The organism is Nonomuraea sp. PA05, from assembly GCF_008086045.1.
In the GTDB taxonomy this organism is placed as follows: domain Bacteria; phylum Actinomycetota; class Actinomycetes; order Streptosporangiales; family Streptosporangiaceae; genus Nonomuraea; species Nonomuraea monospora.
On record NZ_VSEY01000013.1, the window covers coordinates 221,141 to 247,260 of the forward strand.

Here is a 26,120-nt window from a genome sequence, read left to right on the forward strand (position 1 = left end):
GCGAATGGAACTGGCCCCGGCCGCGGTGCGGCCATGATGTCGGGGAGCCAGGCGGTGGAGGATCTCGCATGCGATCCTTCCGGACAAGATGGGGTGCTCCGCCATGATCGATCGAGTGCTTCCGGCGACCGCGCTGGTTCTCGGTCTCGTCGCTGTTCCCTGGGGCGCTGGGCCGGCGATGGCGGAATGCGATCCCGAAGCGGGCGTGGTGACGTTGCCCGCGGACGAGCCCTGGGCTCAGAGAAGGCTCGACATCAAGAGCGCCTGGCAGCTGAGCACCGGCGCCGGCGTGCGGATCGCCGTCATCGACAGCGGCCTCGACACCAAGCACCCGCAACTACGCGGATTCTCTACCTTCATCGACATCACCGGCACCGGCTACACCGACTGCGTCGGTCATGGCACCGCCGTCACCGGGATCATCGCCGGCCGCGCCTATCCGGGCGTCTCCTTCCACGGCGTGGCCCCGCAGGCGACCGTCATCGAGCTCAAGCAGAGCAACCAGTCCGAGGGCCATGTCGCCAATCTGGCCACGGCCATCGACAAGGCGGTGCAGCTGAAAGCCGACGTCATCAACGTCTCGATCAAGGCGGCCGACAACCCCGTGCTCAGGGCGGCGGTGCACAACGCCCTGGCCAGTGATTGCGTGGTCGTCGCCGCCGCCGGCAACATCACGGAGAAGAACAAGGATGTGCCCGCGTACCCGGGCTCCTACGAGGGGGTGCTGGCCGTCGGTTCGGCCACTCCTGACGGACGGCGTGCCGACTCCTCCAGCACGGCGACGCCTGTCGGCGTTCTCGGGCCGGGTGTCGGCATCACCGCTCCCTGGCCGCGCGGCGCGTACAGGCTGGATCTTGAGGGATCCAGCTTCGCCGCCGCCTATGTGTCCGGGACCGCCGTGCTGGTGCGCGCCCGGTTCCAGCATCTCGACCAGGAGCAGGTGCGGCGGCGCATCATCGCCACGGCCGACGGCTCCGTCGGCCAGGGCACAGGGGCGGGCATGGTCAACCCGGTCCTGGCGGTCAGCGCCGTGCTGCCCTTCGAGCCCGCGGGCCGGCCGGTGGTGGCCGCGCCTCCGCCCGCGCCGATCCCGGCGGACGCGATCGCCAAGCTGCCGCAGGAAGATGTCGTGACCAGGGACCTCGCGCTGGCGGTCTTCGCGGGAGCGCTGATCCTCGCGGCCGTGATCGGCGGGCTCGGGCTGGTGCTGCCGCTCGGCAGAAGCCGGGGCTGGCGCGTCGATCCCCCGGCCTAGCTTCGTACGGCGAGCCAGCCGTCCTCCTTGCATGTTTCTCTCCACGCTCAGAAGCGAAAGGATCACGATATGCACCCGTTACAGCCGGGTGACCCCAAGAGGCTGGGCGACTACGTCCTGTCGGAACGACTTCCAGGCGGACCGCGCGGGGCGGCCTTCCTCGGACAGAAGTCGGACGACGCGCCCGTCCGGGTGATCAAATTGTTGACCGGAATGCCGGAGCAGGACGCGGAAGGTGTCGCCCGCCTTGCCGCGACCCGGCGTGTTTCCAGCTCATATGTCGCAAGGACCGTGGACGCCGGCCTCCACGACGGCCACCCCTACGTCGTACGGGAGCATGTGGAAGGGCGCAGCCTCGCCGAGACGGTGGCGGCCGACGGGCCGCTCGACGCCGGCGCCGTGGAACGGGTGGCGGTCGCGGTGCTGACCGCGCTGACCGCCACCCACCTGGCGGGCATCACGCACCGGGGTCTGACCCCGGACAATGTGATCCTGGGCGCCGACGGCCCCCGGGTGACCGACTTGGACCTCGGCGACGCCGCCGGCGAGATCGGCTATCGCTCTCCCGAGCAGGTGAAGGGTGAGCCGTACGGGTCTTCGACGGACTTGTTCGCGTGGGCGGCCACGGTGGTCTTCGCGGCCACCGGAAAGGCGCCGTTCGACCACGAGGCCGACGCGGTGCTGACCGGGGTGCCCACGGTGGGGGCGCTGGCCGAGCCGCTGCGAGGAGTCGTTCTCGCAGCATTGTCCAAGGACGCCGGCCAGCGGCCGACCACGTACAAGGCGATGTTGCGCCTGCTCGGCGGCCAGGAGGCCGACGCGGGGGCCACGGCGAAACTGTCAGCGGCGCAGGAGCCGGTTCAGCTTCCGCTGAACGGGCCGCTGTCTCTGCCGCCAGGAAGCGGGAATCCGCCGCAGGGAAGCGGGAATCCGCTGCTCGAAGGCGTGCCGCTGCAACCGCCGCCCCCTCCCCCGCCGACGCCTCCCCAAGCGTGGGGGCCGCCACCGACGCAGGAGCCGCCGCAGCGGCCCAGAATGTGGCGGGGGTCGGTCGTGGACGAACCCGGCCCGCGACGCAAGTTCCCCGTCGCCCTGGCGGCGTCCGTGGCGGCGCTCATGGTGCTGTCGGGCGTGGGCCTCTGGGGCGCGAGCCACTATACGGACGCCCAGCGGATCGACTCGTTCGGCGTGGCCGCGGGCGGCAAGGCCACCAGCGACGCCGGCAAGCCGGCGGACGCGGCGAAGAGCGCGGTGGCCGATCCCGGTGACGGCACGGCTCCGCAGCCGGGCGGGCCGGACAGTGACGTGCCGCAGGAGGAGGTGACCGTGCCCTGGGCGACCTCCAGCGAGGATCCGTACGGCGTGGGACCGCTCGTCCTGCCCACCGAAGAGCCGTCGAGCAGCTCCAGCGCGCCGGTCTACAGCACGGTGCCGACGCCCTCTCCCCTGCCGACGCAGCCTGTTCCCACCGCCCAACCGGCGAGCACCGCCCAACCGACCACCACACCACAACCGACCACCACACCACAACCGACCACCACACCACAACCGACCACCGCGCAGCCGACGACCACCGCGCCGAAGAGCCCGCCGGCGACCAAGACCGTCACGGCGAAGCCGACCGACAAGGTGACCCCGACGCCGGAACAGTCCGAGGAGCCCAAGGCGTCTCCCACGAAGAGCACCGAAGCCCCGCCTGCGACCCCGTCACCCGCCAAGCCGTCTCCCGCGAAGAGCACGCAGGCGCCGGCGCCGCCCACGACACAGGCGCCCGCTCCCGAGCCCACCAAGAGCGCGGCGCCGCCGCCCGCACAGCCGGAGCCGAAGAACCCCTACTCGGCGGCTCAGGTGTGCGGGGCGGGGTTCTACGTGCAGCGTTCACAACCCTTCAACGGCGGTGAGACCTTCCAGCTCTACAACACCGGCACCAAGCAGAACTGCGTGGTGACGATGAAGTACGCGGGGGTGGGCACGGCAAGCCCTGTCAGCGCGACACTCGATGTCCAGGGCGGAGAGAGCGCGACTGACCGCGGCGACTACAAGTACTACGCCGGGCCGGTGAAGCTGGCCGCTCCGGGCAAGTGCGTGAAGTTCTCCGGCAGCGTGGGTGCGGGGAGCACCAGCGCGGGCTGGGCGAACTGCGGCTGATCCAGCGCGCGGCGTTCGGCCTGGCTCAGCCAGGCCGAACGCTGATCCGCCGAGCCGCAGCGCCCCCCGCCTGGACCGCGGGAGGTGCTCGCTAGGCTTGCTCCGGCACGGGCAGCTCCCCGATGATGACCTGCTCAAACGCAGGAGCGTCCGTGACGGTGACCGCATCCGTCATGCCGGGGTCCACGAACTGGCGGAGCAGCGCGCCGGCGAGCAAGGCCAGGGCAGCGGCCGAGCCGTAGACCGTGAGCATCTTGAGGAGCACGCCCATCGCCTTCCGCTGAACCTGAGAGGCCGCCGCGGTCGTCACGCTGTTGGCGAAGGGGTCAACGGGGGCAGACCGAAAGGCGAAAGCGAGGACGAGCAGCAGACCGCCCAGCGAGGCGGATGTCAGCGCGGCCGTGGCGGACATCTTCGCCAGCTGATCGAGGGTGCCGGCCAGCTCCCTGTAGACGTCGCCGGTTTTCGCCACCTCGCCGGTGAACCGCGCGGACTCGTCCGCCATCTGCGGCCGGCCCATCTGCTCCCAGTATCTGGTCTCGGCCAGGAGGGTTGTCACGCTCGACTTCGCCTGATCGACGTCGTGAGTCACGGCCCGCACGTCGCGCGCCTTGTCACGGATCTCCTCCGGGTCGGACAGCATCGTGCCGATGATCGCGGCACACATGTCGCAGATGACGGCGAACACGGGATTGGTCGTCGTGCGGGCGGCCGCGGCGCAGCCGGATACTCCCAGCACATAGAGGGCCGACCCGTCTTGGTAGTGATCATTCACTACAGTTCCTTCGGTGTGCTGCTGGCTTCGGCGTCCTTGATGACCTTGGCGCCTTCGGCCAGTTGCTGCTGCCAGCGGCTCAGTTGGTTCTTGGCATGTTTGAGGTAGTCGGCGGCGTTGTTGCGCGCCGAGTCGTAGGCGCCCTCGAAGGCCACCGTTCCGACGAGACCGAAGCCTGGAAAGCCGGGCGTGGCGTGTCTAATCGCGTTCTCCGCCTTGGCGAACTGGTCTCCCGGTGAGGAGGAGCCGCCCTCGGGGGAGGGAGCGAGGTCGCTGCCCAGTTTCTGCATGGTGTCGGGAGATGCCTCACGCCAGTCGCCGTAGACGCCTCCGTCGCGTAGAACGGTTGCTCGGTCCTTGGGGGGCTCCGGTTCGGGTGTGGCCTTGCTCGCGTCGGTGTTCGGGGTTCCCGTGCTGGGGGTTCCGGTGCTCGGGGTTCCGGTGCTGGGGGTTCCGGTGCTCGGAGTTCCGGTGCTGGGGGTTCCGGTGCTCGGAGTTCCGGTGCTGGGGGTTCCGGTGGTCGGGATTCCGGTGCTCGGGACGCCACCGACACCGCCACCGCCGCTGCCTCCGCCATCCGATGTCTTCGCGTCGTCTCCTGAGCTTTCACCGCCCTCGGGTGCAGTGCCGCTGCCGGCTTCGGTTGTCGGCGGGGTGGCGGTGGGGGCGCTCACCGTCGGGGCGGGGGTTGCGGCAACCGGTTCCGCAAGGCTGGTGGGTGGAGGAGGAGTTTCTGCCAGGTCCTGTGCCGTCGTGGACGTGGACGAGGGCGCTGTCGTGGCCGGCGTCTCCGCGGCCTGCGTCGCGGTCGTGGCCGGTGCTTCCGTGGTCTGCGTCGCGGTCGTGGCCGGCGTCTCCGCGGCCTGCGTCGCTGTAGTTGAGGTGGGTACGGGGTCCGGCGGGGCAGGCGCGTCGGGACCGGCGGCTTCGGGACGGGAGGCGCCGGGGCTCGTGGTGGAAGGCTCGGCCGGGAAGGCCCCAGGCGAGTCGGCATCGCCGCCGTCCGGCCGCCCGCCGTCCGGCCGCCCCTCGCGCGAGCCGGGATAGACGGTCTCGTCCCGTGCTTCGGCCTCGGCGCCGGACGGTTCCCCTGCCGGATCACCGGTCGCGGCGCCCGGCTCCCATGCCGGGTCTCCGGCCGCCGCCCCCGGCTCCCACGCCGGATCTCCGGCCGCCGCCCCCGGCTCCCACGCCGGGTCTCCGGCCGCCGCCTCCGGCTCTACGAACCCGGGCTCTCCTGGAGAGCCGCTCACCTGCCCGGGGCCGTCGCCGCTGGTGGCGTCGGCCGGGCCAGGGTGATTCCAGGAGACATCAAGGCTCGTCGAGCCCGGCGCGGTGGAGGCGGTGACCATGGTCACCTCACTGGCCGCGAGTGACTGCCGGTCCTCGGCCGTGGCCCAGTTGAGAAGGCTGTCGATACTTCCGAACTCGGCCATCCACGCCTCCCGAAATTTCTTTCCACTAGCCGATTCGCTCAGAGACGGCGTCGTCTGTGTCGCCGCCCCAGACGTCGTCATCCTCGAGAAGCCAGGTGTTCTTCTCTCTTTCCTCGGTTTCCCCGGCCGCCGTCCCTGCCCCCGCCATCGGCATGAACGGCATGCCGCCGCTGACCGCGGAGGCGGGCCTGGCGTTGAGCGGTCCTGTTCCTGAGCCGGTCATGAGATTGCCACCTGTACCGGGGCCGGTGGGGGCGGCGTAAGGGTGGCTGCCGTTCGGTGTGGAGGCGTGGTTGCCCGGGTCCCAGCCGGCCGGACGCTGGAAGTCTTCGAGCATGGTGCCGCCGGCTGACGGTTGCACGCCGCTGGTGTCCGGTATCCCCGCGTTGGTGGTGAGATCCTGGTCAGGGATACCGGACTTCGTGGTACCCATGCCAGGAGTGCTGGGGTTGCCGTCGTTCAGGTTGCCGTCACCTGGCATGCCGCCGGTGGGATTGGTGCTGCCGGGGACTTCGCCGTCCGTTCCCGCGCCGCTTGAGTCCGCGTCACCATCGGGGTAGGCCAGGTCCGGAGAGGTGCCGTCCGGCAGGTTGGGCAGGTCTGATTCGACGGACGGGGGCGTGCCGGTGCCGTCCAGGCCGGGGCCCTGAAGGTCGCCGCCGGGTGGTTTGAATAGGTTCGGGTCGATATGGTAGTCGTCTTGCTCCGGGTCGAAGGTGAGCTCCGGGCCGGGAAGCGCGTCAGGGTTGAGGGCGGGAATGGCCTTGCGCACAGTGGCGGGGAGCTGCTCGTAGATTCCGAGCAGGTCATTGTTGAGCAGTCGCAGATGCTGGCCGGCGAGCTCGTCCCGGGAGCCCCAGTCCCACCCCCCGTTCATCGTCCGGTAGTAGCCGGGGATGCTGTCGTCCCAGGTCGCGTAGTTGTTCGTGCTCCACGACCCGCTCTTGTCCTGGACGAAGTCCTGGTGCTGCCGTAACCGCTTGCCGAGCGCCTGTAGCTGCTGGCCCACTGCCCGGAACTTCTCCGCCAGCTCGCGGGCGGTGGCGTGCAGGGTGCGCAGGGACTGCTGCGATTCGACGGACGAGGTCCCTTCCCAGACCTGAGCCATCACCACCGCCTGCGACATCAGGGTGTCCTTCAGCGTGGTGAGTTTGACCGCGGCGGCCAGGTAGGAATCTGCCATGCGCTCGAAGGTCGCCGGGTCGATCTTCATGAAGAAACGCGTGACCGTTGCGACGCTCCGGCCGTCGTCCTCGACGGAGAACTCCACCTTTCCGGCCGGGCGAAGGTCGATCTTGTCCGTCAGGTTCTCAGCCATCTCATCTCTCGTTCGCCTGGTTGGCCTGCCTGTAACTCGCCGCGCTCGCGCCGATCAGCCTGACTGCGGCTTCGGCCGCTGGGGTGAGCTCGCTGTAAATCGCGGTCAGCGTTTCGTGACTCTTCTTCAGTGCGTCGGCGAAGAGAACGCCACCATCCCACTTGCCTACGTCCTCGATCGCCTCGTCGAGCATGCTCACTGTGAAGCTGTGAGATTGCACATCCGAAAGGGAGCCTTCGCCACCGCTGGACAACCCGTTCAGTGCCCCCCGAAGAGCGGCGGCCACAGCGTCGAATTTATCCGGGTCGTACTGGACGGTGTCTCTGTCCGCGACAAGTCCGGGCCAGTTCTGCTCCAGTTCTGGCCCGTCATCCGCTGCTGCCACAATATCCTCCCGCAGGCGGCTGATCGCGTCAGCCTGCTCGACTTTGTTTCCTTCGGCAAAAGGGTGACATTCACCCCTACCGATGCTCCGCAGAATGTGCGTACCATTGGTCGGCGTGCAGACCCGTAAAGATCTTTATCAGGCTCATAAATTCCTGACCCAGCGACTGGGTCTGGCGCTGCTGCAAGGTGAGCCCGACCTTCCCGAGTCGCCTATGCGGCGATACAATGTGGGAACGTTCGCCGGTATTCTTCTGATGGTGCTGATAATCGCCGGGTTCGGAATCTGGGGCATGCTCCAGCCCGGCGGGGCCACCAAACTCAAAGAGGCTGGCCAATTGCTTGTCGAGGAGGAGACCGGCGCCTCCTATATCTACAACCAGGGTGACGGAAAGCTGCAGCCTGTCGCGAATTACGTCTCCGCCAGGCTCCTGCTGGACAGCCAGGAGATCAAGGTCCGTACGGTGTCGGCGAAGTCCCTGGCCGGGCTGGGCAGAGGGCAGAAGATCGGCATCCCCGGCGCGCCGGACTCGCTGCCCGGACCGGAGGAGATGGTCAAGTCGCCCTGGACGGTCTGCGTCGTCGAGCAGACCGACGCGACCGGGGTCCGCCGGTCGTACGTCACGCTGCTGGGCGGGATCGACGTCGGCGGAGCGCCCGTGGGCGGTGACGCGCTGGTCGTCGACGACGGGCAGCAGAACTGGGTGCTGTGGAACAACCAGCGCATGCTCGTCAAGAACCTGCGCCGGCTCACCGACCAGGCGCCGCGCAAGGTGCCGGCCTCCTGGGTGAACGCCATTCCCGCCGGACCGGACTTCGCCGCGCCCGCGGTTCCGCAGCGCGGCACGCGGGTGACGGGCCCCGGCGGCTTCCCCGCGCGGGTCGGGCAGATCTTCACGGCCGCCTCCATTCCCGGCACGCCGGATCGCTGGTACGTCCTGCTCGCCGATGGTCTGGCGCCGATCAGCCAGACCCAGGCGTCGCTCCTGCTGCAGGACCCGGACAGCAAGACCGCCTACGGCAAGGGGCAGGTGCGCCAGATCGCCGTCGACGCGGCCACGGTCAACGCCGCCAAGATCTCCGAGCATCGTGTCCTGGGAGGCGGGCTGCCGGCCATCATGCCGCGCTTCCGCACGCCGGAGGCCGCCACGCCCCTGTGCGCCGTGTACGCCGACACGGCCAAGGGTTCTGTGCGGGCGCGACTGACGACCGGCGCCACGATGCCCCTCCCCAAGCCGGCGAACAGCGGCGGCCCCGGTCACGTCGACCAGGTGCTGCTTCCCCCGGGCGGTGCGGCGCTGGCCGGTCGGCTTCCCGGAGAAGGACAGGCGGGCGGGATCAACGAGTACTCCCTCGTCACCGATCAGGGCCTGCGGTTCCGGCTCGCGTCCGCCGAGGTCGTGGAGAAGCTGGGTTATGACGTCACTCATGTGGCACCGGTTCCCGCGCACGTGCTGCGGCTGATCCCGGAGGGCCCGCTGCTGGACCCCGCCTCTGCACGGATGCCCGTCACGGAGGTGACCGCCCGTCGTCTTACCGGCCGGTAAGCCATCAGCCCTGCCCAGGCAGGGCGAGGCCGCCACTCTGGAGGTCGGGTCGAGCCGGGGTGAGCTTGCCCGACGTCTCGTCGTACACCAGGCTGGCGGAATCGCCGAACTCCGGCACACCACCGGACTTCAGCACGTCCAGCTCGGTCGGTATCGCCGTCAGCGTGGGGAACAGTTTCCCCGCGGTCTCCGACTGCTGGGTGACCATGTACAGCAGACCCACGAATACCGTCAGCGCCATACCATGCTTGACCAGCAGGTTCTTCCCCGCCTTCGCCGCGGCCCTGCCGAGCTTCTCCGACAGTTTCTGGGCGAACGCGGCGGTGAGCAGGTTACGGCGAAGAACCTCCAGGGTCACACCGATCGCCATCAGGAAACTCGCGATGCCCATGCAGGCATACGCCCCGGCGTGATACAGCTTCGCGCTCTGGTCGACCGCCTCGCCCGTGGTGTCGCGGGTCGACTTGAGCGACTCGATCGACTTGGTGAAGGCGTCGTACGCCACCTGGAACTGTTCGAACGCGGCGCCTTCCCAGGTGGCCTTCTCCTTGTCCTGGAGTGTGGCCTTCAGTTCCTCGAGCATCTTCTGCAGATCGGCCAGCTCTGAAGCGGTTCCGCCGTTCTCAGTGGTCCGCCAGCTCTTCGCCGAATCCGACATCCGTCCCGGGCTGGAGATCATGACACCGATCATCGCGACGATGTAGAACGCCCACGGTCGCCTGATCAGGACCGTTGCGGCGAAAGACGCCATGCCGAACGCCGTCCAGTAGAGCGCCTCTCCGTTTTCGTGACTCATCTATCTCTCCTGGCCGATGATCTCGGGCGCGATGTCCTCGTCGCCGTCCCAGATGGCTTCGTCCTGTGACAGCAGCGAGCTTCCCTCGCGGTCGCGCTCGTCGGTGCCGCTGCCGGCGCCCGACATGGGCATCATGGGCATCATCGGCATGCCGCTGCCCATGCTGCCCGCCGTGGCCGTACCTGGTGGGCGCGGACCTGCGCCCGCGCCGCTGCCGGTCGGCGAGCCGTAGGTGGTCCCTGGACGTGTGCTCGTGTCAGCCGGATTCGGCACGCCGTTGAGCTGCTGCGTCCTGGGGTCGTACGAGGAAAGGCCGGTCTTGTCCTGCTGGGGGTTGAGAACGGAATCGAGGTCGGGAACCTTCGTGTTCGGGTTGTCGAGGCCGGGCGAGCCGATGTCCGGGACGTTCGCCGTCGGCAGGTCTGTGTCCGGGGTACCGGCATCGGGCAGGCCGGAACCGGAGGGATCGGTGCCCGGCAGATCGGCGCTCGGAACGTTCGAGCCGGGCAGGTCCGCGCCCGGAAGGTTCGGGTCGGGCAGGCTGGGGTCGGAAGGATCTGCCTCCGGCATCTCCGGCGTCTCCGGCATCTCCGGGGTCTCCGGCATCTCCGGGGTCTCTGGCATCTCTGGGCTCGACGGGCCATCGACGCTGGGCCCTGGGCCCTGCTGTGCAGGTGGTGGGGTACCGCGTTCGTCGTCGGCATCCCGGTAGTTCGCGGCGGCCTTCTTCAGCGCGGCCTTCCAGCTCTCCAGCGCCTTCTTGCCCTCTTCCAGGGCGGAGGAGTGGCGCTCGATCGCCTTGTCGTGGATGGTGGCGATCTTGTAGCCGATCACGCCGAAGCTGGGGAACGGCACGCCCAGGTCACCGGCCTTGGCCTGCAACGAGTCGATGGACGCCTTGGGGGCGTCGATCCGCTGGCTCGCGAGATCCAGTCCGTCTGCGCTGAAGGAGATATGCGACGAAGGAGGCTCCGGGTCCTCGGCCGCCACCGGCATGCCGCCGTAGGTCAGGTACGGCCACTGACCGGCACCGGTCGGCTGCTGGCCGGTGCCGGTGGGCTGCTGGCCGGAGCCGGTGGGCTGCTGGCCGGTGCCGGTGGGCTGCTGGCCGCTGCCGGCAGGCTGCTGGTCGCTCATCCGATGACCGCGTCTGTCACGTCATGGCTACCGCCGTTCCAGGATGACTTGTCCTCCGGCACGAACGTCGTGCGTTCCAGGTCGCCGCCGACGTCATTCCCCATCACGCCACCGGCCGGCATCATCGGCATGTACGGCATGTTCGACACCCCTGTCCCGCTTCCGCCCCGCATCGGCGCGAGTGCCGCAGCGGGTGTGTACGAACCGGTCGAAGGGCCGATCACCGAGGGGGCGGCGGGGGGTGCCGTGCTCACCGGGAGCTCGCCGATCGTGGCCGGCGCGACGGCCGCGGGAGGGTGGTACGCCGAGGCCTCGGTCCGGGTGGGATCGATGTCGGCGGGGACATCGTCGAGGCCGGTCCTGTCCTCGGCACCGATCACCGGTGCGGTGGGCTCGTCCCGCGTGTCCGCCTCAGGGTCGCGATCCCGATCGGCGTCCTGCCCGACGGGCTGTTCCTGGGCAGCGGGGTCACCTCCGCCGTCCGGCTGCTCCTGAGCACCACTTCGATCCTCGCCGGGGGCCGGCTGCGCCTCCGGCCGGCTCGCGGGCGGAGAGCCGGTGTCCGCGGCCGGACGTTCTTCATCCCGCTCGCCATCCGCAGGATTCTCGCTCCGGCCGTCCGCGTCGCCGGTCTGTGCGGCGTTCCCACCGTCGCGGCCGGTGGAAGAGTGGCCGGCCGTAGACGCCTCGGTCCCGCTCCTGCTCTGGTAGACGACCGTGATCGAGGCGCTGGACGCGGACGGGTTCGTCACCGTCGGCAGTTCATAGGTGACGCTGGACGGCAGCGAGGTGATCTGAAGGTTCTGGATCTTCTCGTTGAGTCTCTTCAGTGCCTCCTGCGCCATGGCGTTCTCGACGAGGGTGACCTCATCTCCGGCGAGGCTGAGCCCTCTGCTGAATTTCTCGTTGAATCGGATGAGCGCCTGGACCCGCTCGTGGTTCCTGTCCACCTGGATGCCGTCGACCTCGGCGATCGCCGTGGCGGTGTACTCGGCGTAGCGCTGCAGGCACCAACCCGTGTCGGCGCACTTCAGCGCCAGCTCGCGCCCGGTCGCGTACAGCAGCTCCAGTGCCACGCGCGCCTTGTCGGCATCCGGCCCCTTCCAGATGGTGAGGATCTTGCCCGCGTGGGTCATGATTCCCACGGTGGCGGTGACGAGCGCGTTGGCCAGCATGTCGTACGCCGATGCGGCCTTCATGATCTGCTCGTGCTGAGCCGTCCCGAGAAGCTGCCGGATCGTGTCCTTCGGATGCGGCTCCGTCTGACCGGTGGGGGGCGGGCCCGACCAGATGGTGAGGGTTTTTCGCTCCGCGCCGCTGCCGGCCATGGTCAGGCGCCCTCGCTTCGCAGGTCCGCTTCGGCATGGTTGCTCGCGCTCGCCTCGACTGCCGCGACCACGCTCTTGTATGCCTTGATGAACTCCGCGTAGACCTGTCCGAGTTGCTGTCCCGCGCCGTCGCCCGCCGCCGCGCCGAAGGTCTTGGCGTCAGCCCACTGCCCGAACGGAGTGGCGCCGACGTGGATGTCGGCGACGGCCGATCCATCGCCGCCGGCCTTCTCGACAGCCTCGATGCTCTTCGCCAGTTCCGCGGCGACCGCTCGCATCGTGGAGGGCTCGTGCACCCTTCCATCGCTTTTGATCAGCTCAGCCGTGTACGGATCGATGAAGAGAGGATCGACTGGCGGGTCGGTATCCGGCGTACCCATCACTTACCCCTGCGGACGAGAGCTCCCGGCCACCGCGGTGACCGAGAGCGAAGGCGCGGACGATGACGGTCAGTTCGTCCAGATGGCGATGTTGCGCTGCTCGGCGGCCTGGTAGTTGCCCTTGGCGATGTTGACGGCCTTGGCCGCCTCGAACAACTGCAGGCCCATCGCCTGCTCGTGCTTGTTCCACTCGTCCTTCGCGAAGTTGAAGAACTGCTCGGCCTCGCCCTCCCAGCTGGCACCGAGCTCCTTCTTGATGTCGGCGAACAGATCGTCGGTAGCCCTGTCCAGGTCGGTGACGATCTTCTTGAGCTGCTCGTACGCCTGCTCCATGCTGCCGAACTTGACGTACGTGTGATCATCGGGAACGGTCATTGCGATCTCCGTGGGCTAGCTGTTGATCACTGAGTCGATCCGGCCGTAGCCTTCCCTGGTCAGCGTCCCGGACAGGTCCATGTTCTGATCCGCGGCGTTGCGGTAGACGCCCGCGCCCATGTTCAGCCGGTCATGGATGTCCTCCAGGATCCTGATCACCGCCTTGAACTCGGCGTCCCAGTTGTCGAGCGCGCGGCCGAACTCCTCGGACGCGCGGCCCCGCCAGCCCTGCGTGGTCAGATCACCCTTGATCTCCTGCACGCGCAGACGCATCCCCTCGATGTACTGCGCGGTGTTCTGGCAATACCCCGCCGCATTGGTCAGCTGCGTCGGACTCGCCCCATACAGCGCCATTACACCTCCAACAGACCTGACGGCCGGCAGCCCGCAGGAAACGGACCACGCCGCAAAAGAACAACGATCCGCATGCTAGCCATCACGAGACTCATTGATCACAGCAATTCGCCGCAAAAACGAACTCTGCGCTCATTTACAAAAGCCCTGCGCGCTACGCCAAAAGCGTGGCCCCGGGAGACCGGAAATCCCGGAGCCCAGACTCAGAGCTCCAGTCGCCGCCGAATGCGGTCGAGTTCACCCATGACGTCATCGAATGTCCGGTTATATGCGGCCTCAGCTTCCTTCAACTGTTTCGTGGCCGCCTCGGGGTCGTTGATGTACCGCATCGGGTTGTCCGCCTCGCCGAAGGCCGCGGTCATGCCCTCGTTGATCTGGCGCTGAAGGTCGGCGGCGGCCTCCTGCACCGCTGCCTTGATGAGGTCGGCGAGGTCGCCGGAGGGCAGGCGCGGAGCCTTGGGGTGCAGGTAGAGCTCACGCAGCCCCTCCTGGCCGTACTCGACGACGACCAGGCCGTCCTCGTCCTGCGCCCGCCCGACGTAGGAGTCCATGACCTTCTGGAACTCCTCCATGCGCGCGAAGTGCTCGTCCGCCTTCTTGATCAGCTTGTCGATGTCGATGTTGGCGAAGTCGCCGAATCCCTGCACGGCTCTCACTCCTCTGCTTGATGGGCCGCAACGTGTCAGCCCGACAATCCACGGATCCAGCTGTAGATCTCCAGCACGCCGGCCGCGAGCGGGAAGAGCTCGACGACCAGCACCACTTCCAGGATGTCCACGGCTCTCCCCCAGAAGGGCGAGGGTTTGCCGGTGGCCAGCCTCGTCCCGATGCCCAGCGCCAGCAGGGCCGCCCACAGCAGGGTCAGCGCCACAGCCAGCGCACCGATGACTCCGCCTTTGGCGCTGAGCGCGAACGCCGCCATCGCCAGCCCTGCCACACCGCAACCGATCAGCCAGATCCGCTGGCCGCGGCCGGAGAAGACGCGAGCCCGCAGGATGAGCGTCACGGACAGCGTGACGGACATGATGTACGCGATCAGCCCGTCGTGCGACACCAGGAGCGCCTGGGCGACCAGCGCGGACAGCGCGAGCGCGACGACCAGCCCGGTGGCGTTGCGCTGCGCGATCAGGGTGCGCTCCTGGACCGCGGCCGCGTCGAGCCGCTGGTTGTCGGCGCGCAGTTCCTCGGCCGTGGTGGGCAGGGCCGGCAACGGCACCCGGGCGGTCCGGAAGGCGATCGACGGCACCAGCGGGCTCAGCGCCAGCAGCACGGCGATGGCGACGGCCGCCACCCCGGCCGGCGTGGTGCCTGTCACCATGACCACGGCGGCACCGCTCGCGCCGCACGACGCGGCGATGGCCGTGCCGAGGAAGCCGGAGGTGCCGTACGCGATCGCCGTCCCCGCCAAGGCCGAGGTGAGCGCCGTGCAGGCGAGCGCAGCGAGCAGATGCGGGGCTCCCATTCCCGCCCAATCTCCGCTGCCGGCCAGCGCGAACAGCCCGGCCAGGAAGCCGTACGGCAATGCCGCGTACCCGATCAACGCTCCGGACGTGGACGCGCCCAGCGCGCGCGACAGCACGGTTCCCGTGGCGATCAGCAGCAGGGCGAACACCGCGAAGACGATCGTGCTGATCAGCGGGGGCAGGCCCGCGAGCGCCAGGCCGGCGGCGCCGAGGACGAGCAGGGCCGTGGCGCTGGCCGCACCGGCCGTCCTGGTGTGCGCCGCAGTCCAGTTCCCCGGCCCCTGACGCACCCCGGTGGCGACGACGTCGGCCACGTCATCGAAGATCGCCGGTGGCAGCGGCGACTCGCGCGGGCGCAGATAGAGGATTTCGGCATCGAGCACTCCCAGCGCGCCGAGGCTCTGTTCCAGGTCGAGCGGCTCTCCGCCGAGCCGCTGCAACACCCATCCCGGCGAGGACACGGCCTCCCCGCCCACCTCGCCGAGCATGCGTACAAGCCCAGGCAGCACATGCGGCAGCGGGATGTCGGCGGGCAGCGTCAGGTCCGCTCTGCGGCTGGGCCCCACGATCGTGACCTGGCACACGATGGGCAGCGGCAGAGGCAGCTGCGCGAGAGCACCTTGCTGAATTGGCCCTGAGTGCGCCGGGATAGCCAAATCAGGCCCTTTTCCAGCAGAAATAGACCCCGGCGGAGGATTTTGAACCATTGATCCCACGGTCCACTCCGTCTCACAATCATCATGGACGACAAGAACATAGCGGGTTATATCTGGTAAGAACGTCGCGTGAGCAAAGTGGTTGTCCGGCGCCCGGAGCGCCGCCCCGGCCCCAAGCCACCTCGCGGAGAAGTCATGCTGGAGTCTCCGCCGGAAATTCCCGAGGTCCAAGGCCAAGGTTTTATGCTGGTTCTCGCCTACCTGCCCATGCTGGCGGGGGCGGCGGCAATGGCATTGATGTTCACCTCGGGCGGTAACAGCAATCCGGTCATGTACGTGGCCAGTGGCCTGTTCGCCGTCTCCATGCTCGGCATGACCATCAGCCAGATGGGCCGCCAGGCCGGCGAACGCAGATACCGGCTCAACGGCGCCCGCCGCGACTACTTCCGCTACCTCGGGCAGGTCCGCAAGAACGCCAGGCGTACCGCCAGGCAGCAGCGCGAGGCCCTGGAGTGGAGAGGCCCCGAGCCGGCGTCGCTGTGGTGGATCGCCATGGGCCCGCGCCTGTGGGAGCGCCGGCCACGGGACGACGATTTCAGCACGGTACGGCTGGGCACCGGCGTGCAGAAACTCGCCGTCCAGCTCGTCCCGCCCGACTCCAAGCCGGTGGAGGACCTGGACGCGCTGGCGTCCGGCGCGTTGCGCAGGTTCATGCGCGCCCATTCCACGGTGTCCCACCTGCCCGTGTCCGTCGCGCTCTCCTCCTTCGCACGCATCCGGCTCAGCGGCGACCTCACGGCCGTACGGGACCTCGTACGGGCTCTGATCGGTCAGATCGTCGTCTTCCACTCCCCCGACGACATGCGCGTCATGGTCTGCGCCGCCCCCGAGCGCATGCCGCACTGGGAGTGGGCCAAGTGGCTGCCGCACGCCCAGCACCCCGACGCGATGGACGCGGCGGGGCCCGTGCGGCTGATGGCCGAGAACCTCGGCGACCTGGACCGGCTCGTCGGGAGCGAGCTCAGGGAGCGGCCCAGGTTCCAGCCGGGTTCACCCGCCGCCGCGCTGCCGTACCACGTGGTGATCGTGGACGGCGGGCACATGCCGCACGACTCGCAGCTCGGCAGCGACGCCATCCAGGGCGTGACCGTCATCGACCTCACCGGCACCACGAGCGCGGTGGAGGAGGACAGCACGCTGCGGCTGGAGATCCAGCCGGGCGGCCTGCACATGGTGAAGATCGACCACGCGGGCAAGGAACGCAAGACGCGGCTGGGCGCGCCGGACGGGCTCTCCATGGTGTCGATGGAAGGCCTGACCAGGCAGCTTGCCCCGCTCCGGGCGTCCTCCGTGAGCGGCGGCGACGGCGAGGACATGCTCTCGATCAACACCACGCTCGCCGATCTGCTGGGCATCAGCGACCCGCACCGGCTGGATCCGGCGATCACCTGGCGGCCACGAGCGGGTCGTAACAGACTGCGCGTGCCGATCGGGCTGAGCGCGGACGGCCGCATGGTCGAGCTCGACATCAAGGAGTCCGCGCAGGGCGGCATGGGCCCGCACGGCCTGCTGATCGGGGCCACCGGCTCCGGCAAGTCGGAGTTGCTGCGCACGCTGGTGCTCGGCCTGGCCGTCACCCACTCCTCCGAGATACTCAACTTCGTCCTGGTCGACTTCAAGGGCGGTGCGACCTTCCTCGGGCTGGACTCCCTGCCGCACGTCTCGGCGGTCATCACCAACCTGGAGGACGAGCTGCCCCTGGTCGACCGCATGCACGACGCCCTGCACGGCGAGATGGTGCGCAGGCAGGAGCTGCTGCGCGCGGCCGGCAACTACGCCTCCCTGCGCGACTACGAACGGGCCCGCGAGCAGGGCGTGGAGCTGAAGCCGCTGCCCACGCTGTTCGTCGTACTCGACGAGTTCAGCGAGTTGCTGTCCAACAAGCCCGAATTCATCGACCTGTTCGTGATGATCGGCAGGCTCGGCCGCTCGCTCGGCGTGCACCTGCTGCTGGCCTCTCAACGCCTGGACGAGAGCAGGCTGCGGGGGCTCGACACGCACTTGTCGTACCGGGTCGGCCTGCGCACGTTCTCGGCCATGGAGAGCCGCGCCGTCCTGGGCGTGGCGGACGCCTACGAGCTGCCGTCAGCGCCGGGCAACGGCTATCTCAAGTTCGACACCAGCGGCATGACCCGGTTCAAGGCGGCCTACGTCTCCGGCGCCTTCCAGGCCGACACCAGACGGGTGACGGAGGACGGGCAGCCCGCGACCCGCGAGATCGTCGAGTACGGGCCACGCTACGTTACGCTGCCCGTCGTCGAGAAGCCGTCGGCGAAGGACCCCGCGGACGCCGAGGAGAACGGACCTCAGCCCAGCCTGCTCGACATCGTGGTCGGCCGGCTGCGGGGACGCGGCCCCGCCGCGCATCGCATCTGGCTGCCGCCGCTGGGCGAGCCGCCGACCCTCGCCGAGTTGCTCCCCCGCCTGTCGGTGACCCCTGAGCTCGGTCTGTCCACCCCCGATTGGAACGGCAGGGGACGACTGCACGCCGTCATCGGCATCATCGACAGACCCTTCGATCAGCGCCGCGACTCGTACTGGCTGAACCTGTCGGGCGCCGCCGGCCACGTCGGCGTCGCCGGCGGCACGCAGAGCGGCAAGAGCACCGTGCTGCGCACCCTCATCAGCAGCATGGCGCTCACGCACACCCCTCGTGAGGTGCAGTTCTACTGTCTGGACTTCGGTGGTGGCGCGCTTTCGGCGCTGGAGGACCTCCCGCACGTCGGTGGCGTGGCCAACCGGCAGAACGCGGAGAAGGTCCGCCGTACGGTCGCCGAGGTCTCGGCCATCCTCCAGCAGCGCGAACGGGACTTCGGGCAGCACGACATCGACTCGATCGCCACCTACCGCAAACAGCTGGCCGACGGCGGCATCGAAGGCGACGGCTGGGGGGACGTGTTCCTGGTCGTGGACGGCTGGCTGACGATCCGGCAGGACCACGAGCCTCTGGAGCAGCAGATCACCGACCTCGCGGTGCGCGGGCTCGGCTACGGCATTCACGTCGTGGCGACCACGAACAAGTGGTCGGAGTTCCGGCCGGGCATCCGCGACCTGTTCGGCACCAGGATCGAGCTGAAACTCGGCGACGCCTACGAGTCGGTCATCGGCCGCAACGCCTCCGTGGCGGTGCCCGAAGGCGCTCCGGGGCGCGGGCTCACCAAGGACGGCATGCATTTCCTGTCGGCTCTTCCCCGGATCGACGGGCTGCGCAGCGCTCCTGACCTCGCCGACGGGATGCGTGCGCTGGTGGACAGCGTCAAGACCGCCTGGCAGGGCCCCGTCGCTCCCCCGGTGCGGCTGCTGCCGTCGCTGCTGCCCGCGGCCGGCATGCCGGGGCCTGAGCAGACCGGCAAGGACCGCATCGCGATCGGCATCGACGAGGCGACGCTCTCCCCCGTCGCACTCGACTTCGAAGCCGACCCGCACTTCATCGTCTTCGGCGACACAGGGTGCGGCAAGTCGAACGTGCTCAAGCTGATCATGGAAGGCGTCGTGGCGCGCAAGACGCCCAAGGAAGCCAGAATGGTGGTGATCGACTACCGCCGCTCCCTCCTGGACACCGCGGCCACCGAACACCGCATCGGCTATGCCGTGGCCAGCGTGGCGGCCGCCGAGCTGATGCAAGAGGTGCGCACAGCCCTGCTCAAGCGCCTTCCACCCGCCGACCTCACCCCCGACCAGCTTCGCCGGCGCAACTGGTGGCAGGGCTCCGATCTCTATGTCGTGGTGGACGACTACGACCTGGTGGCCACCTCGAACAACCCCCTGCAACCGCTGGCCGAGCTGCTGCCGCAGGCGCGCGACATCGGCCTGCACCTGATCGTGGCCCGCCAGATGGGCGGCGCCGGAAGGGCGCTGTACGACCAGGCGGTGCAACGGCTCAAGGAGATGGCGAGCCCGGCACTGATCATGTCGGGCAACCGGGAGGAAGGCGTGCTGTTCGGCAAGACCCGGCCACAGCCCCTCCCGCCCGGACGAGGTTTCCACGTGGACCGGAAATCCGGGGACCGGCTGATTCAGACGGCGTTCTTGGAAACGCCGGAAAACGCCTCTGACTAAATCCGGTGATATCCAGTATGCTCCATCCCCATGGCCACAGGATTTGTAGACGCCTCCTACCAGGCATTCGACGAGTGCCGGACGCGGGTCCGCACCGCGTCCCAGGAGTTCAATCTCGCCGACATTCTCAAGGACAGCAAGTCGAAAACCCCTGCCGAACGGACGGATCCGACGCTCTTCGGCATGCTGAACAATGTCACCGACCTGACCGCGCAAATGGACGCGACCTGGGCCGCCGTCCGGGCCGAGATCGAGAGCGGCCGGCTCAAGCTGGCGGAGGTGGAACGGGCGCTCAGCGACGTCGAGACCAATCTCCGCACGGCCGCGGCGGCATCCGGCGCATGAGCCTCGACGCGCCCGACATCACCCGGCTGCCCAGCGGCGATGTGCTGTCAGGCCTGCTGCAGAAGGTGATGGGCGTCCCTCAGGGCATCAGGGACATCGCCTCCGCCTGGCGAGCGTGCTCGTTCCAGGCGGCGAGCACCACCGCCGCGCTCGTCAGGCACGTCAACGACGTCGACCTGAAATGGGAAGGGGATTCCGCGGACGCCTTCGACAGGCATATGCGTCTCTATCCGAAGGCGGGCGAGGAATTCAACAACGCCATTCGCGGCGGCGCCCAAGCGCTCGTCGACCTCGCCCATGCGATGGAAAGCGCGCACAACAATGTCGAGGCGCTGTGCAAGCAGGCGCTGGCGAGCGCGGTCACGCACATGAATGAATACCGGACCGCCAATCCCGGCGCGAACGAGGCCGCCGTTCTGGCGGCGCTGAGCACCAATCCCGGCATGCTCAGCGTGATGAACAGCACCATCGATTCGGCCAAGGGGCACGTGAAAAAGGCCGAGGACGCGGTCGTCGCCGCCAGGGACACGCTGAAAGGCCACCTCGACGCCGGATTGCGTTTCTTCACCGACATCCCCTCTCCTGGCGGGCCGGACTTCGTTCCTGGCGAGGAGAAGGTCGTCTGGACCAGGACGCCCTTCCAGGAGCAAGCGCCGGGTGGCGGCTCCGGCGGCGGAGTATCGACAGGCGGAGGCACCCCCGCGCCCAAGGCCGAGGTCGTCGAGTGGATCAAGCAGGCGCTGACGATCATCAGATCGCCCGAGATGGCGGACACCATGCGCGAACGCGCCATCGACGTCAGCGATCTCGACCCGAACGACCCCGCCGACGTCAACCGCATCTGGACGATCATCTACCACGAGTCCGGCGGCAACCCCGGCGCCGTCAACACCTGGGACATCAACGCCCAGAACGGCGTGCCGTCCCAGGGCCTGATGCAGACCATCCCGCCGACGTTCAACGCGCACGCCCTGCCCGGCCACGGCAAGATCCTGGATCCGGTGGACAACATCATCGCGGGCGTGCTGTACACCTACAGCCGTTACGGAGGTCTCGGCGGCCACCCCGGCATCTCGTCCCTAGAGCGAGGCGGCGGCTACAAGCCCTATTGAGCGCAAGCAGCGCCGGGCTCTCGTCGGCTCGAGGTTCTGCGTCGATCTCCACAACGGTCTGCGTTCCACGCTAACGACACGGGGCGATCAGGCGCCGCATCATTACCCGTGCGGCACATCTGTCTGCGTTCACCTGGAGAAAAAGCATGACTTTGATGAAGACGGCGGTCGGCGTGGCCATGCTCGGCATCGCTGTTGTCTGCACCACCACGACCGCGTCGGCCTCGCGTCAGGCGGCCGAGACACCCGCCGTGGTCTGCGGCCCGGGATATCAGGTCAAGCGTGAGGCGTCGTTCACGGGTGGCGTCGCGTACCTGCTGTACAACGCCGCCAAGCGCAACGCGTGCGCCGTGACCTTCAAGACCAAGGAGGTGGGTGCACGCACGCTGGTCTGGTCGGCGGTGGATGTGAAGGGAGCCGGCGTGGTGAAGAACGAGGAGATCACGCCTCTCCACACCGTGCCCGTCTACCACGCTGTCCCGACCGGTTCCTACGTGAAGTTCTCCGGCGGTACGAAGACCGCCGACTCCGGTGGCGGGTACGAGCGGATCAAGTGATCGCCATGTTGCTCTGCCCGCCTGCCAGGGCACCTGCGATGAGTCCCGCTCGTCATCAAGGTTCAACGGAACGCACGCGCCCGCGGTACCGCTCCCGAAGCCTCGCGTTGACCTCGTCACCGCCGGCGAGATTGGCGGACACGAACACCGGCACCTCGACTCCCCGATCCAGCAGGCGGCGGCACACGAGTTCAGTGAGCACCTGGGCGATGAGCACACCCGTCAACGAAGAGACCGCTCCGACCCGGATCCCCGGCGCCGGCTCCACGCTCGCGTCTCCGGCAGGAGCGAGGTTGTCGAGCACTATGTCAGCGAGATCGACCAGGTGAGGACCGGCAGTGTGCCGCGCCGACGGTGAGCGGGTATGCGCGAGGGAGGTGATGGCGACCACGCGGTGTCCCCGTTCGCGTGCCAGGTGCGCCATCTCCACGACGGCCGCGTTCACGCCGGAGTTCGACACGATCAGGAAGGGATCGCCCGGCTGGGGTCGTGCCAGCTCGTAGATCCGCTCGGCGAGACCCGGAACCCGTTCGTACGTCGGGTCCAATATCTCCTTCGGATCCGCTCCGCCGAACATCACCAGGTCCTTGACGCTCAGCATTCCGGCGGGGGCGAGCCCGCCGGCGCGTCCGGTGAGTTCGAGGGCCACGACTCTCGAGTGTCCGGTGGCGAAGGATTGCAGGACGCCTCCCGCGGCCAGCGAGTCGGCCACCAAGGCGGCAGCCTCCTGTATCGCCGGCATCTGGGTGTCCAGGACCCGGCTCATCAGGGCTGGAGCCTGCGCTGCGAACTCAGATGCGGTCATCTCTCCTCCGGTGCATGAGTTGCGCCGCCGCGTCGATCGCGGCCGCGACGACGAGTTCGCCGCTTCCCCTGGCGACGGGGCTGACCAGGGTCTCGTAGCTCGTCGGCGTGGCGCGGCTCGGCAGGTACCCGAGATAGCCGTTGGCGTAGCCCAGGACGACGACGTCGATGCCCGGCGCCGCGGCCCCGGCCCGGATCTGCTCTCCCAGCTCCAGGAACAACTCGCCGGGCACGGCCACCAGCGTGACCGCACCCAGCGCGAGCGCCTGCACCTCGATCTCGTAGGGAGTGGAGTGATCGCGAGCCATCAGGTCGCGTGCGATCCGCCGTCCCTGTTCGAGCACGCTCAGACCGCGCCCCCCGGTGAGACCGCCGTCGTCCGAGGCCACCGCCTCCCCCGGCTGCTTCGCCGTAAGCCGGACGCGTGCCGGCACTGGAGGAATGAGGGTCGTACTGCCCGGCGCGTCCGCGGGACGCACTCCGCCGCGGAGACGATCGGCCACGAGTGCGGCGAGCCGGTCGATCTCGTGCTCATCGCATCCACGCCGGGTGTGCCTGGTGCTGATGTCTCCGGCGGGGCCGGTGCCCGCCACCACCCAGCGGGTGGGGGTGCGCAGCGCGCGCCTGATGCCTCCGCTGAGGTCGGCACTGGCGCTGTGGTTGTCGTACGGGAGGACCGTGGGATGCACGGGCGAGATCACGATCATCCCCGCGACCTGGCCCTCCGAACTCACCACGAGCACGTCCACCGGTATGTCGATCGCTCGCAACTCCGGGAGGTTGCGACGGCTGGCGAGATCAGGAACGCGTACGCGGCTGGCGTGCAGCGTGGCGTCCCGTTCGTCCGCGAGCGCCGCGGAGGTGGCGCGCATCGCGGCTGACTCCAGGCGCTCGGACAGCTCCGGAGGTGTCGGGGCGCCGCCCGGGTTGCAGCCCGCTTCCGGTCCGGCATGGGTGTGGGTCGCCGCGACCCAGCACGAGTCGATCGCCAGGCTCCTCGCGCCGGCTCGGATGCGTTCCACGACGTCGCTGTTCACACAGACCAGGTCCGCCACGATGAGGGCGAACCTGTGCTGCCCGTCCCTGAAGGTGACGGCGTGCACCTCAAGGGGATCGAGAACGCCGGACAGCCCGTGTGGGCGGTCGGCATATCCCCCCATCGCCTCGCCGGCAACGATCCGCAGGTGATCGACACCGTGTCCGACTCTCATCTATGACCTCGGATTCCGGTACGCAACAATGATCGGTAAGGCTCTTCCCGCCGCAGGAGCACCGTCCCGCCCTCCAGCGGACCCGCCACCGGCGGGAGCAGGGGCAGCCCGCGACCGGCGAGCGCGGCGGCCAGCCTCGTGTGCAGAACCTCGCCGGACTCGAGCAAGCGGCCGCTCCATGAGACCCGGTCGCCCGCGTCCGGCAGCCGGGCGACCGCTCTCGCCGCGGCGGCGGCGAGCTGCTCCGCGGCCTCGTCGCAGATCGCGCTTGCCACGTCGTCGTGATCGGCCGACTCCAGGACGGCGCGGGCGAAGCCCGCGATGCGCGCGACCGGTTCGGCGTCGCGGTAGAACGCCTGCAGACTCGGCAGGTCGGTGCCACCGAGCTCACGCGTCAGCAGCTCGGCGAGCGGAGTGGCCGGTCCGGTGCCGTCGAGCGCCGCGGTGGCCGCGCGCATGCCCGCCAAGCCGACGGCGTACGCACTGCCGCGGTCACCGAGGGCAGGGCCCCAGCCATCGACCTTGACCCTCCGGCCCGACGCTCCGATGCCCAGCACCGTGGTGCCCGTACCCACGCAGATCACCGTGCCCGCCCCGGCGAGCGCGCCGGCGTGCGCCAGCAATCCGTCCTCCACCACCAGCGCGGGGCCGCCGAAGAGCTCTTCCAAGCCTTGGGCGAGCAGGCGCAGCCGAGCTGGGTCGCCCGGCACCGTGGTGAGGCCCGCGACAACGGCCGCCGGGGCCGCGGGCCGCGCCAGGCCGGCCGCAGCGCATCTGACGCTTTCCAGGACGCGGGCGACACCGTCCTCGTGGGGGTGATAGGTCAGACCTGGCCCGACGCCGTATTCACGGCGGATTCCGTCGGTCACCAGCAGGCGCAGCTCGGATTTGCCGCCGTCGACGCAGACGACGGTCTGGTGTGTGCTCACCGGGACATCCCTGCCGTCAGCCCGGCGATGATCTGCTTGATGGCGAAGGCGAAGACCAGGGCGAGCGGCACGAGTGCGATCACCAGACCGGCGAAGAGCGCCGCCCGATCGGTGGCGAACTCGCCGAAGAATCGGGTCAGTCCCACGGGGACTCTGTGGGCGCCGCGGGACGACCTGCTCGGCTGCCGACGCCGGAGATCTGGCGTGGGTACGCCGACGACGTGACCGGCGCCGACATCCCCGACATCCCCGAGAAGCGGCCAGAGACCCTGCCGATCGCCGTAGCCAGGCCGCGTGGCGGGGCGGGCGCAACAAATCTTCTGGACACACTTCCGTCGTGCCCGAAATATCCCACCTACGCTGATCTTTGTGAGGACGCGTCGAATGACGACATGGATTCGGATCATCTTCATCCACGGTAGCCGGACGGTCCCGGCCGCCGTGGCGCTGCTCGTAGTGCTCGGGCTCGTACCGGCGACCGCGAACGCCGCCACGAGTGGCGGGCAGAACGCGGTGGCAGCCGGCCCTGCGACCGCCGTCTCCCCCACGACCGCGACGTACAAGATCTGGCACTGGAACATGGCCGGGCATCATCAGCACCTGGGCTCGACGACGAACGGCATCATCCAGGCGATCGCCGGCTCGATCAGCTATCGCCAGCCGGACTTCGTGTCCATCAACGAGATCTGCCGCAACCAGTACAGCGCCGTGATCGACGCCCTCCAGAAGATGGGCTGGCCGCAGAGTCCCACGAACTTCGCCCGCTACGAGCCGATGACGGCGGCGGGCGATCCCGGCTACTGCGCCGGGCACGGGATCGGCATCGCGATCTTCAGCCGCTACGCGCTGGGCGACACGTTGCGGGAGCCCCTGCCCTACGACGGGTCGGGCAAGCAACGCAAACTCCTCTGCGCACCCGTCGCGGCACGCCCCTGGACCAGGTTCTGCACCACCCACCTGACGACCGTCGCCGCCGGCAGGGCCGGCCAGCTCGCCGCCGTGCACGAAGTCCTGGAGTCCTACCGCTCCCGCGGGAACGTCCCGATCGTCGCGGGCGACTTCAACGTGCAGCCACACTCACCGCTGCTGAACACCTGGTACGACGCCTCGGTGGACAGCGCCGCCAACGGCGGCAACGTCGGCCACTACCACGAGCTCGACGACCGCGAACCCGTGTGCCCGGGCTGGGGCGAGCAGACCACCGAGAGCAACCAGCTGGGCGCCTGCGGCCAGTCGGGAAAGGTCGACCTGATCTTCGCCCCCGCCGACCGGCTGGTCAGTTACCGAGCGGACGCCCACCCCATCGGGCACGTCTGCGGCGCCAACCGCGACAAACCCTGCTCCGACCACCGCATCGTCGACGCCACCGTCTCGGTCATGGCCGGGCAGTGACGCCCAAGCCGGTCCGGCTGAGCCCCGAAGGCGATCGCGTGGTCACCCGGCCCTACGGTAGGAGAGAGCGTCCGCGGGACGCATGCTGCGGCGACGCGTGTCCTGGAGCCGGCTCGGCAGGCGCCTGCCGAGCATGGATTCCAGCCGGGCGATCCGTCCGGACAGCGCCTGCCATCGACGTTGCCGGAGTGTCCGAGAAACGCCTCGGCGTGCGGCCGCAGTGCGCCAAGGCGATCAACCGCCGGATGGTCCCGGTGCGGCAAATGCACCAAGGCCAACCGGCGAGGAGGCCGCCGAGC

The 26,120-nt window shown here is 68.9% G+C and carries 24 protein-coding genes; 8 read left to right on the forward strand and 16 right to left on the reverse strand.

Translation table 11 applies throughout. The features are described 5' to 3' along the window. Positions 1–103: 103 nt before the first annotated feature. Complete coding sequence (locus FXF51_RS21950; protein ID WP_187414501.1) at positions 104–1,255, forward strand: S8 family serine peptidase; 1,152 nt, start codon at positions 104–106, stop codon at positions 1,253–1,255. A gap of 69 nt (positions 1,256–1,324) precedes the next feature. Further along, positions 1,325–3,403 carry a serine/threonine protein kinase gene (locus FXF51_RS21955; RefSeq protein WP_148436395.1) on the forward strand — a complete coding sequence of 693 codons (2,079 nt, stop codon included), beginning with the start codon at positions 1,325–1,327 and terminating at the stop codon, positions 3,401–3,403. A 91-nt stretch (positions 3,404–3,494) separates the two neighbouring features. On the opposite strand, the gene FXF51_RS21960 is transcribed toward FXF51_RS21955, so the two are convergent. Genes FXF51_RS21960 through FXF51_RS21985 form a run of 4 tightly spaced genes read right to left on the reverse strand, consistent with a single transcriptional unit; the run spans position 3,495 to position 7,317 of the window. Further along, positions 3,495–4,178 carry a hypothetical protein gene (locus FXF51_RS21960; RefSeq protein ID WP_148436396.1) on the reverse strand — a complete coding sequence of 228 codons (684 nt, stop codon included), beginning with the start codon at positions 4,176–4,178 and terminating at the stop codon, positions 3,495–3,497. After that, the gene (locus FXF51_RS60910) at positions 4,178–5,614 is read right to left on the reverse strand and encodes a hypothetical protein (RefSeq protein ID WP_187414502.1); all 1,437 of its coding nucleotides are present in this window, start codon (positions 5,612–5,614) and stop codon (positions 4,178–4,180) included. Before FXF51_RS60910 ends, FXF51_RS21960 begins: the two co-directional genes overlap by 1 nt. A gap of 25 nt (positions 5,615–5,639) precedes the next feature. Continuing rightward, the gene (locus FXF51_RS21980) at positions 5,640–6,932 is read right to left on the reverse strand and encodes a WXG100 family type VII secretion target (protein ID WP_148436399.1); all 1,293 of its coding nucleotides are present in this window, start codon (positions 6,930–6,932) and stop codon (positions 5,640–5,642) included. Position 6,933: 1 nt separating this feature from the next. After that, positions 6,934–7,317, reverse strand: coding sequence for a hypothetical protein (locus FXF51_RS21985; RefSeq protein ID WP_148436400.1), 384 nt, complete (start codon positions 7,315–7,317; stop codon positions 6,934–6,936). 115 nt (positions 7,318–7,432) lie between these two features. Here FXF51_RS21985 and eccB point away from each other — a divergent pair, with 115 nt between their 5' ends. Beyond that, the gene (eccB, locus tag FXF51_RS21990; protein ID WP_262379731.1) at positions 7,433–8,863 is read left to right on the forward strand and encodes a type VII secretion protein EccB; all 1,431 of its coding nucleotides are present in this window, start codon (positions 7,433–7,435) and stop codon (positions 8,861–8,863) included. Positions 8,864–8,867: 4 nt separating this feature from the next. On the opposite strand, the gene FXF51_RS21995 is transcribed toward eccB, so the two are convergent. From FXF51_RS21995 to eccD, 8 genes are all read right to left on the reverse strand, one after another. After that, positions 8,868–9,659, reverse strand: a complete 792-nt coding sequence (locus FXF51_RS21995; RefSeq protein WP_148436402.1) for a WXG100 family type VII secretion target — start codon at positions 9,657–9,659, stop codon at positions 8,868–8,870. Further along, positions 9,660–10,796, reverse strand: coding sequence for a hypothetical protein (locus tag FXF51_RS22000; protein ID WP_148436403.1), 1,137 nt, complete (start codon positions 10,794–10,796; stop codon positions 9,660–9,662). Then, complete coding sequence (locus FXF51_RS22005) at positions 10,793–12,124, reverse strand: hypothetical protein (protein ID WP_148436404.1); 1,332 nt, start codon at positions 12,122–12,124, stop codon at positions 10,793–10,795. Before FXF51_RS22005 ends, FXF51_RS22000 begins: the two co-directional genes overlap by 4 nt. A 2-nt stretch (positions 12,125–12,126) precedes the next feature. Beyond that, positions 12,127–12,504, reverse strand: a complete 378-nt coding sequence (locus FXF51_RS22010; RefSeq protein WP_148436405.1) for a hypothetical protein — start codon at positions 12,502–12,504, stop codon at positions 12,127–12,129. 69 nt (positions 12,505–12,573) lie between these two features. Then, positions 12,574–12,879, reverse strand: coding sequence for a WXG100 family type VII secretion target (locus tag FXF51_RS22015; protein WP_148436406.1), 306 nt, complete (start codon positions 12,877–12,879; stop codon positions 12,574–12,576). A gap of 15 nt (positions 12,880–12,894) precedes the next feature. Beyond that, positions 12,895–13,233 carry a WXG100 family type VII secretion target gene (locus FXF51_RS22020; RefSeq protein ID WP_148436407.1) on the reverse strand — a complete coding sequence of 113 codons (339 nt, stop codon included), beginning with the start codon at positions 13,231–13,233 and terminating at the stop codon, positions 12,895–12,897. Positions 13,234–13,436: 203 nt separating this feature from the next. Beyond that, positions 13,437–13,880 (reverse strand): YbaB/EbfC family nucleoid-associated protein, encoded by a 444-nt coding sequence (locus FXF51_RS22025; protein WP_148436408.1) that lies wholly within the window; start codon positions 13,878–13,880, stop codon positions 13,437–13,439. A gap of 35 nt (positions 13,881–13,915) precedes the next feature. After that, positions 13,916–15,280: a type VII secretion integral membrane protein EccD gene (eccD, locus tag FXF51_RS22030; RefSeq protein WP_262379723.1), complete on the reverse strand. Its 1,365-nt coding sequence runs from the start codon at positions 15,278–15,280 to the stop codon at positions 13,916–13,918. A 267-nt stretch (positions 15,281–15,547) separates the two neighbouring features. On the opposite strand from eccD, the gene eccCa reads away from it, so the two are divergent. The 4 genes from eccCa (at position 15,548) to FXF51_RS22045 (ending at position 21,485) form a co-directional block, all read left to right on the forward strand. Next, positions 15,548–19,471 (forward strand): type VII secretion protein EccCa, encoded by a 3,924-nt coding sequence (gene eccCa, locus FXF51_RS22035; protein WP_316247631.1) that lies wholly within the window; start codon positions 15,548–15,550, stop codon positions 19,469–19,471. Positions 19,472–19,501: 30 nt separating this feature from the next. Further along, positions 19,502–19,816: a hypothetical protein gene (locus FXF51_RS60915; RefSeq protein ID WP_187414503.1), complete on the forward strand. Its 315-nt coding sequence runs from the start codon at positions 19,502–19,504 to the stop codon at positions 19,814–19,816. Then, on the forward strand, positions 19,813–20,928 hold the full coding sequence (locus FXF51_RS22040; protein WP_187414504.1) for a transglycosylase SLT domain-containing protein: 1,116 nt from the start codon (positions 19,813–19,815) through the stop codon (positions 20,926–20,928). Before FXF51_RS60915 ends, FXF51_RS22040 begins: the two co-directional genes overlap by 4 nt. Positions 20,929–21,074: 146 nt before the next feature. Continuing rightward, positions 21,075–21,485, forward strand: coding sequence for a hypothetical protein (locus FXF51_RS22045; RefSeq protein WP_148436411.1), 411 nt, complete (start codon positions 21,075–21,077; stop codon positions 21,483–21,485). Positions 21,486–21,540: 55 nt separating this feature from the next. On the opposite strand, the gene FXF51_RS22050 is transcribed toward FXF51_RS22045, so the two are convergent. The 4 genes from FXF51_RS22050 to FXF51_RS60920 are packed head-to-tail and all read right to left on the reverse strand — an operon-like array spanning position 21,541 to position 24,575. Further along, a complete protein-coding gene (locus FXF51_RS22050) occupies positions 21,541–22,290 on the reverse strand; it encodes a sugar isomerase domain-containing protein (protein ID WP_148436412.1) in 750 nt (249 codons plus the stop codon). After that, positions 22,277–23,500 (reverse strand): hypothetical protein, encoded by a 1,224-nt coding sequence (locus tag FXF51_RS22055; RefSeq protein ID WP_148436413.1) that lies wholly within the window; start codon positions 23,498–23,500, stop codon positions 22,277–22,279. Before FXF51_RS22055 ends, FXF51_RS22050 begins: the two co-directional genes overlap by 14 nt. After that, a complete protein-coding gene (locus FXF51_RS22060) occupies positions 23,497–24,429 on the reverse strand; it encodes a BadF/BadG/BcrA/BcrD ATPase family protein (RefSeq protein ID WP_148436414.1) in 933 nt (310 codons plus the stop codon). Before FXF51_RS22060 ends, FXF51_RS22055 begins: the two co-directional genes overlap by 4 nt. Beyond that, positions 24,426–24,575, reverse strand: coding sequence for a hypothetical protein (locus FXF51_RS60920; protein WP_187414505.1), 150 nt, complete (start codon positions 24,573–24,575; stop codon positions 24,426–24,428). The genes FXF51_RS22060 and FXF51_RS60920 overlap by 4 nt, the downstream gene beginning before the upstream one ends. A gap of 238 nt (positions 24,576–24,813) precedes the next feature. Here FXF51_RS60920 and FXF51_RS22070 point away from each other — a divergent pair, with 238 nt between their 5' ends. After that, complete coding sequence (locus tag FXF51_RS22070; RefSeq protein WP_148436415.1) at positions 24,814–25,821, forward strand: endonuclease/exonuclease/phosphatase family protein; 1,008 nt, start codon at positions 24,814–24,816, stop codon at positions 25,819–25,821. Positions 25,822–26,120 lie beyond the last annotated feature (299 nt).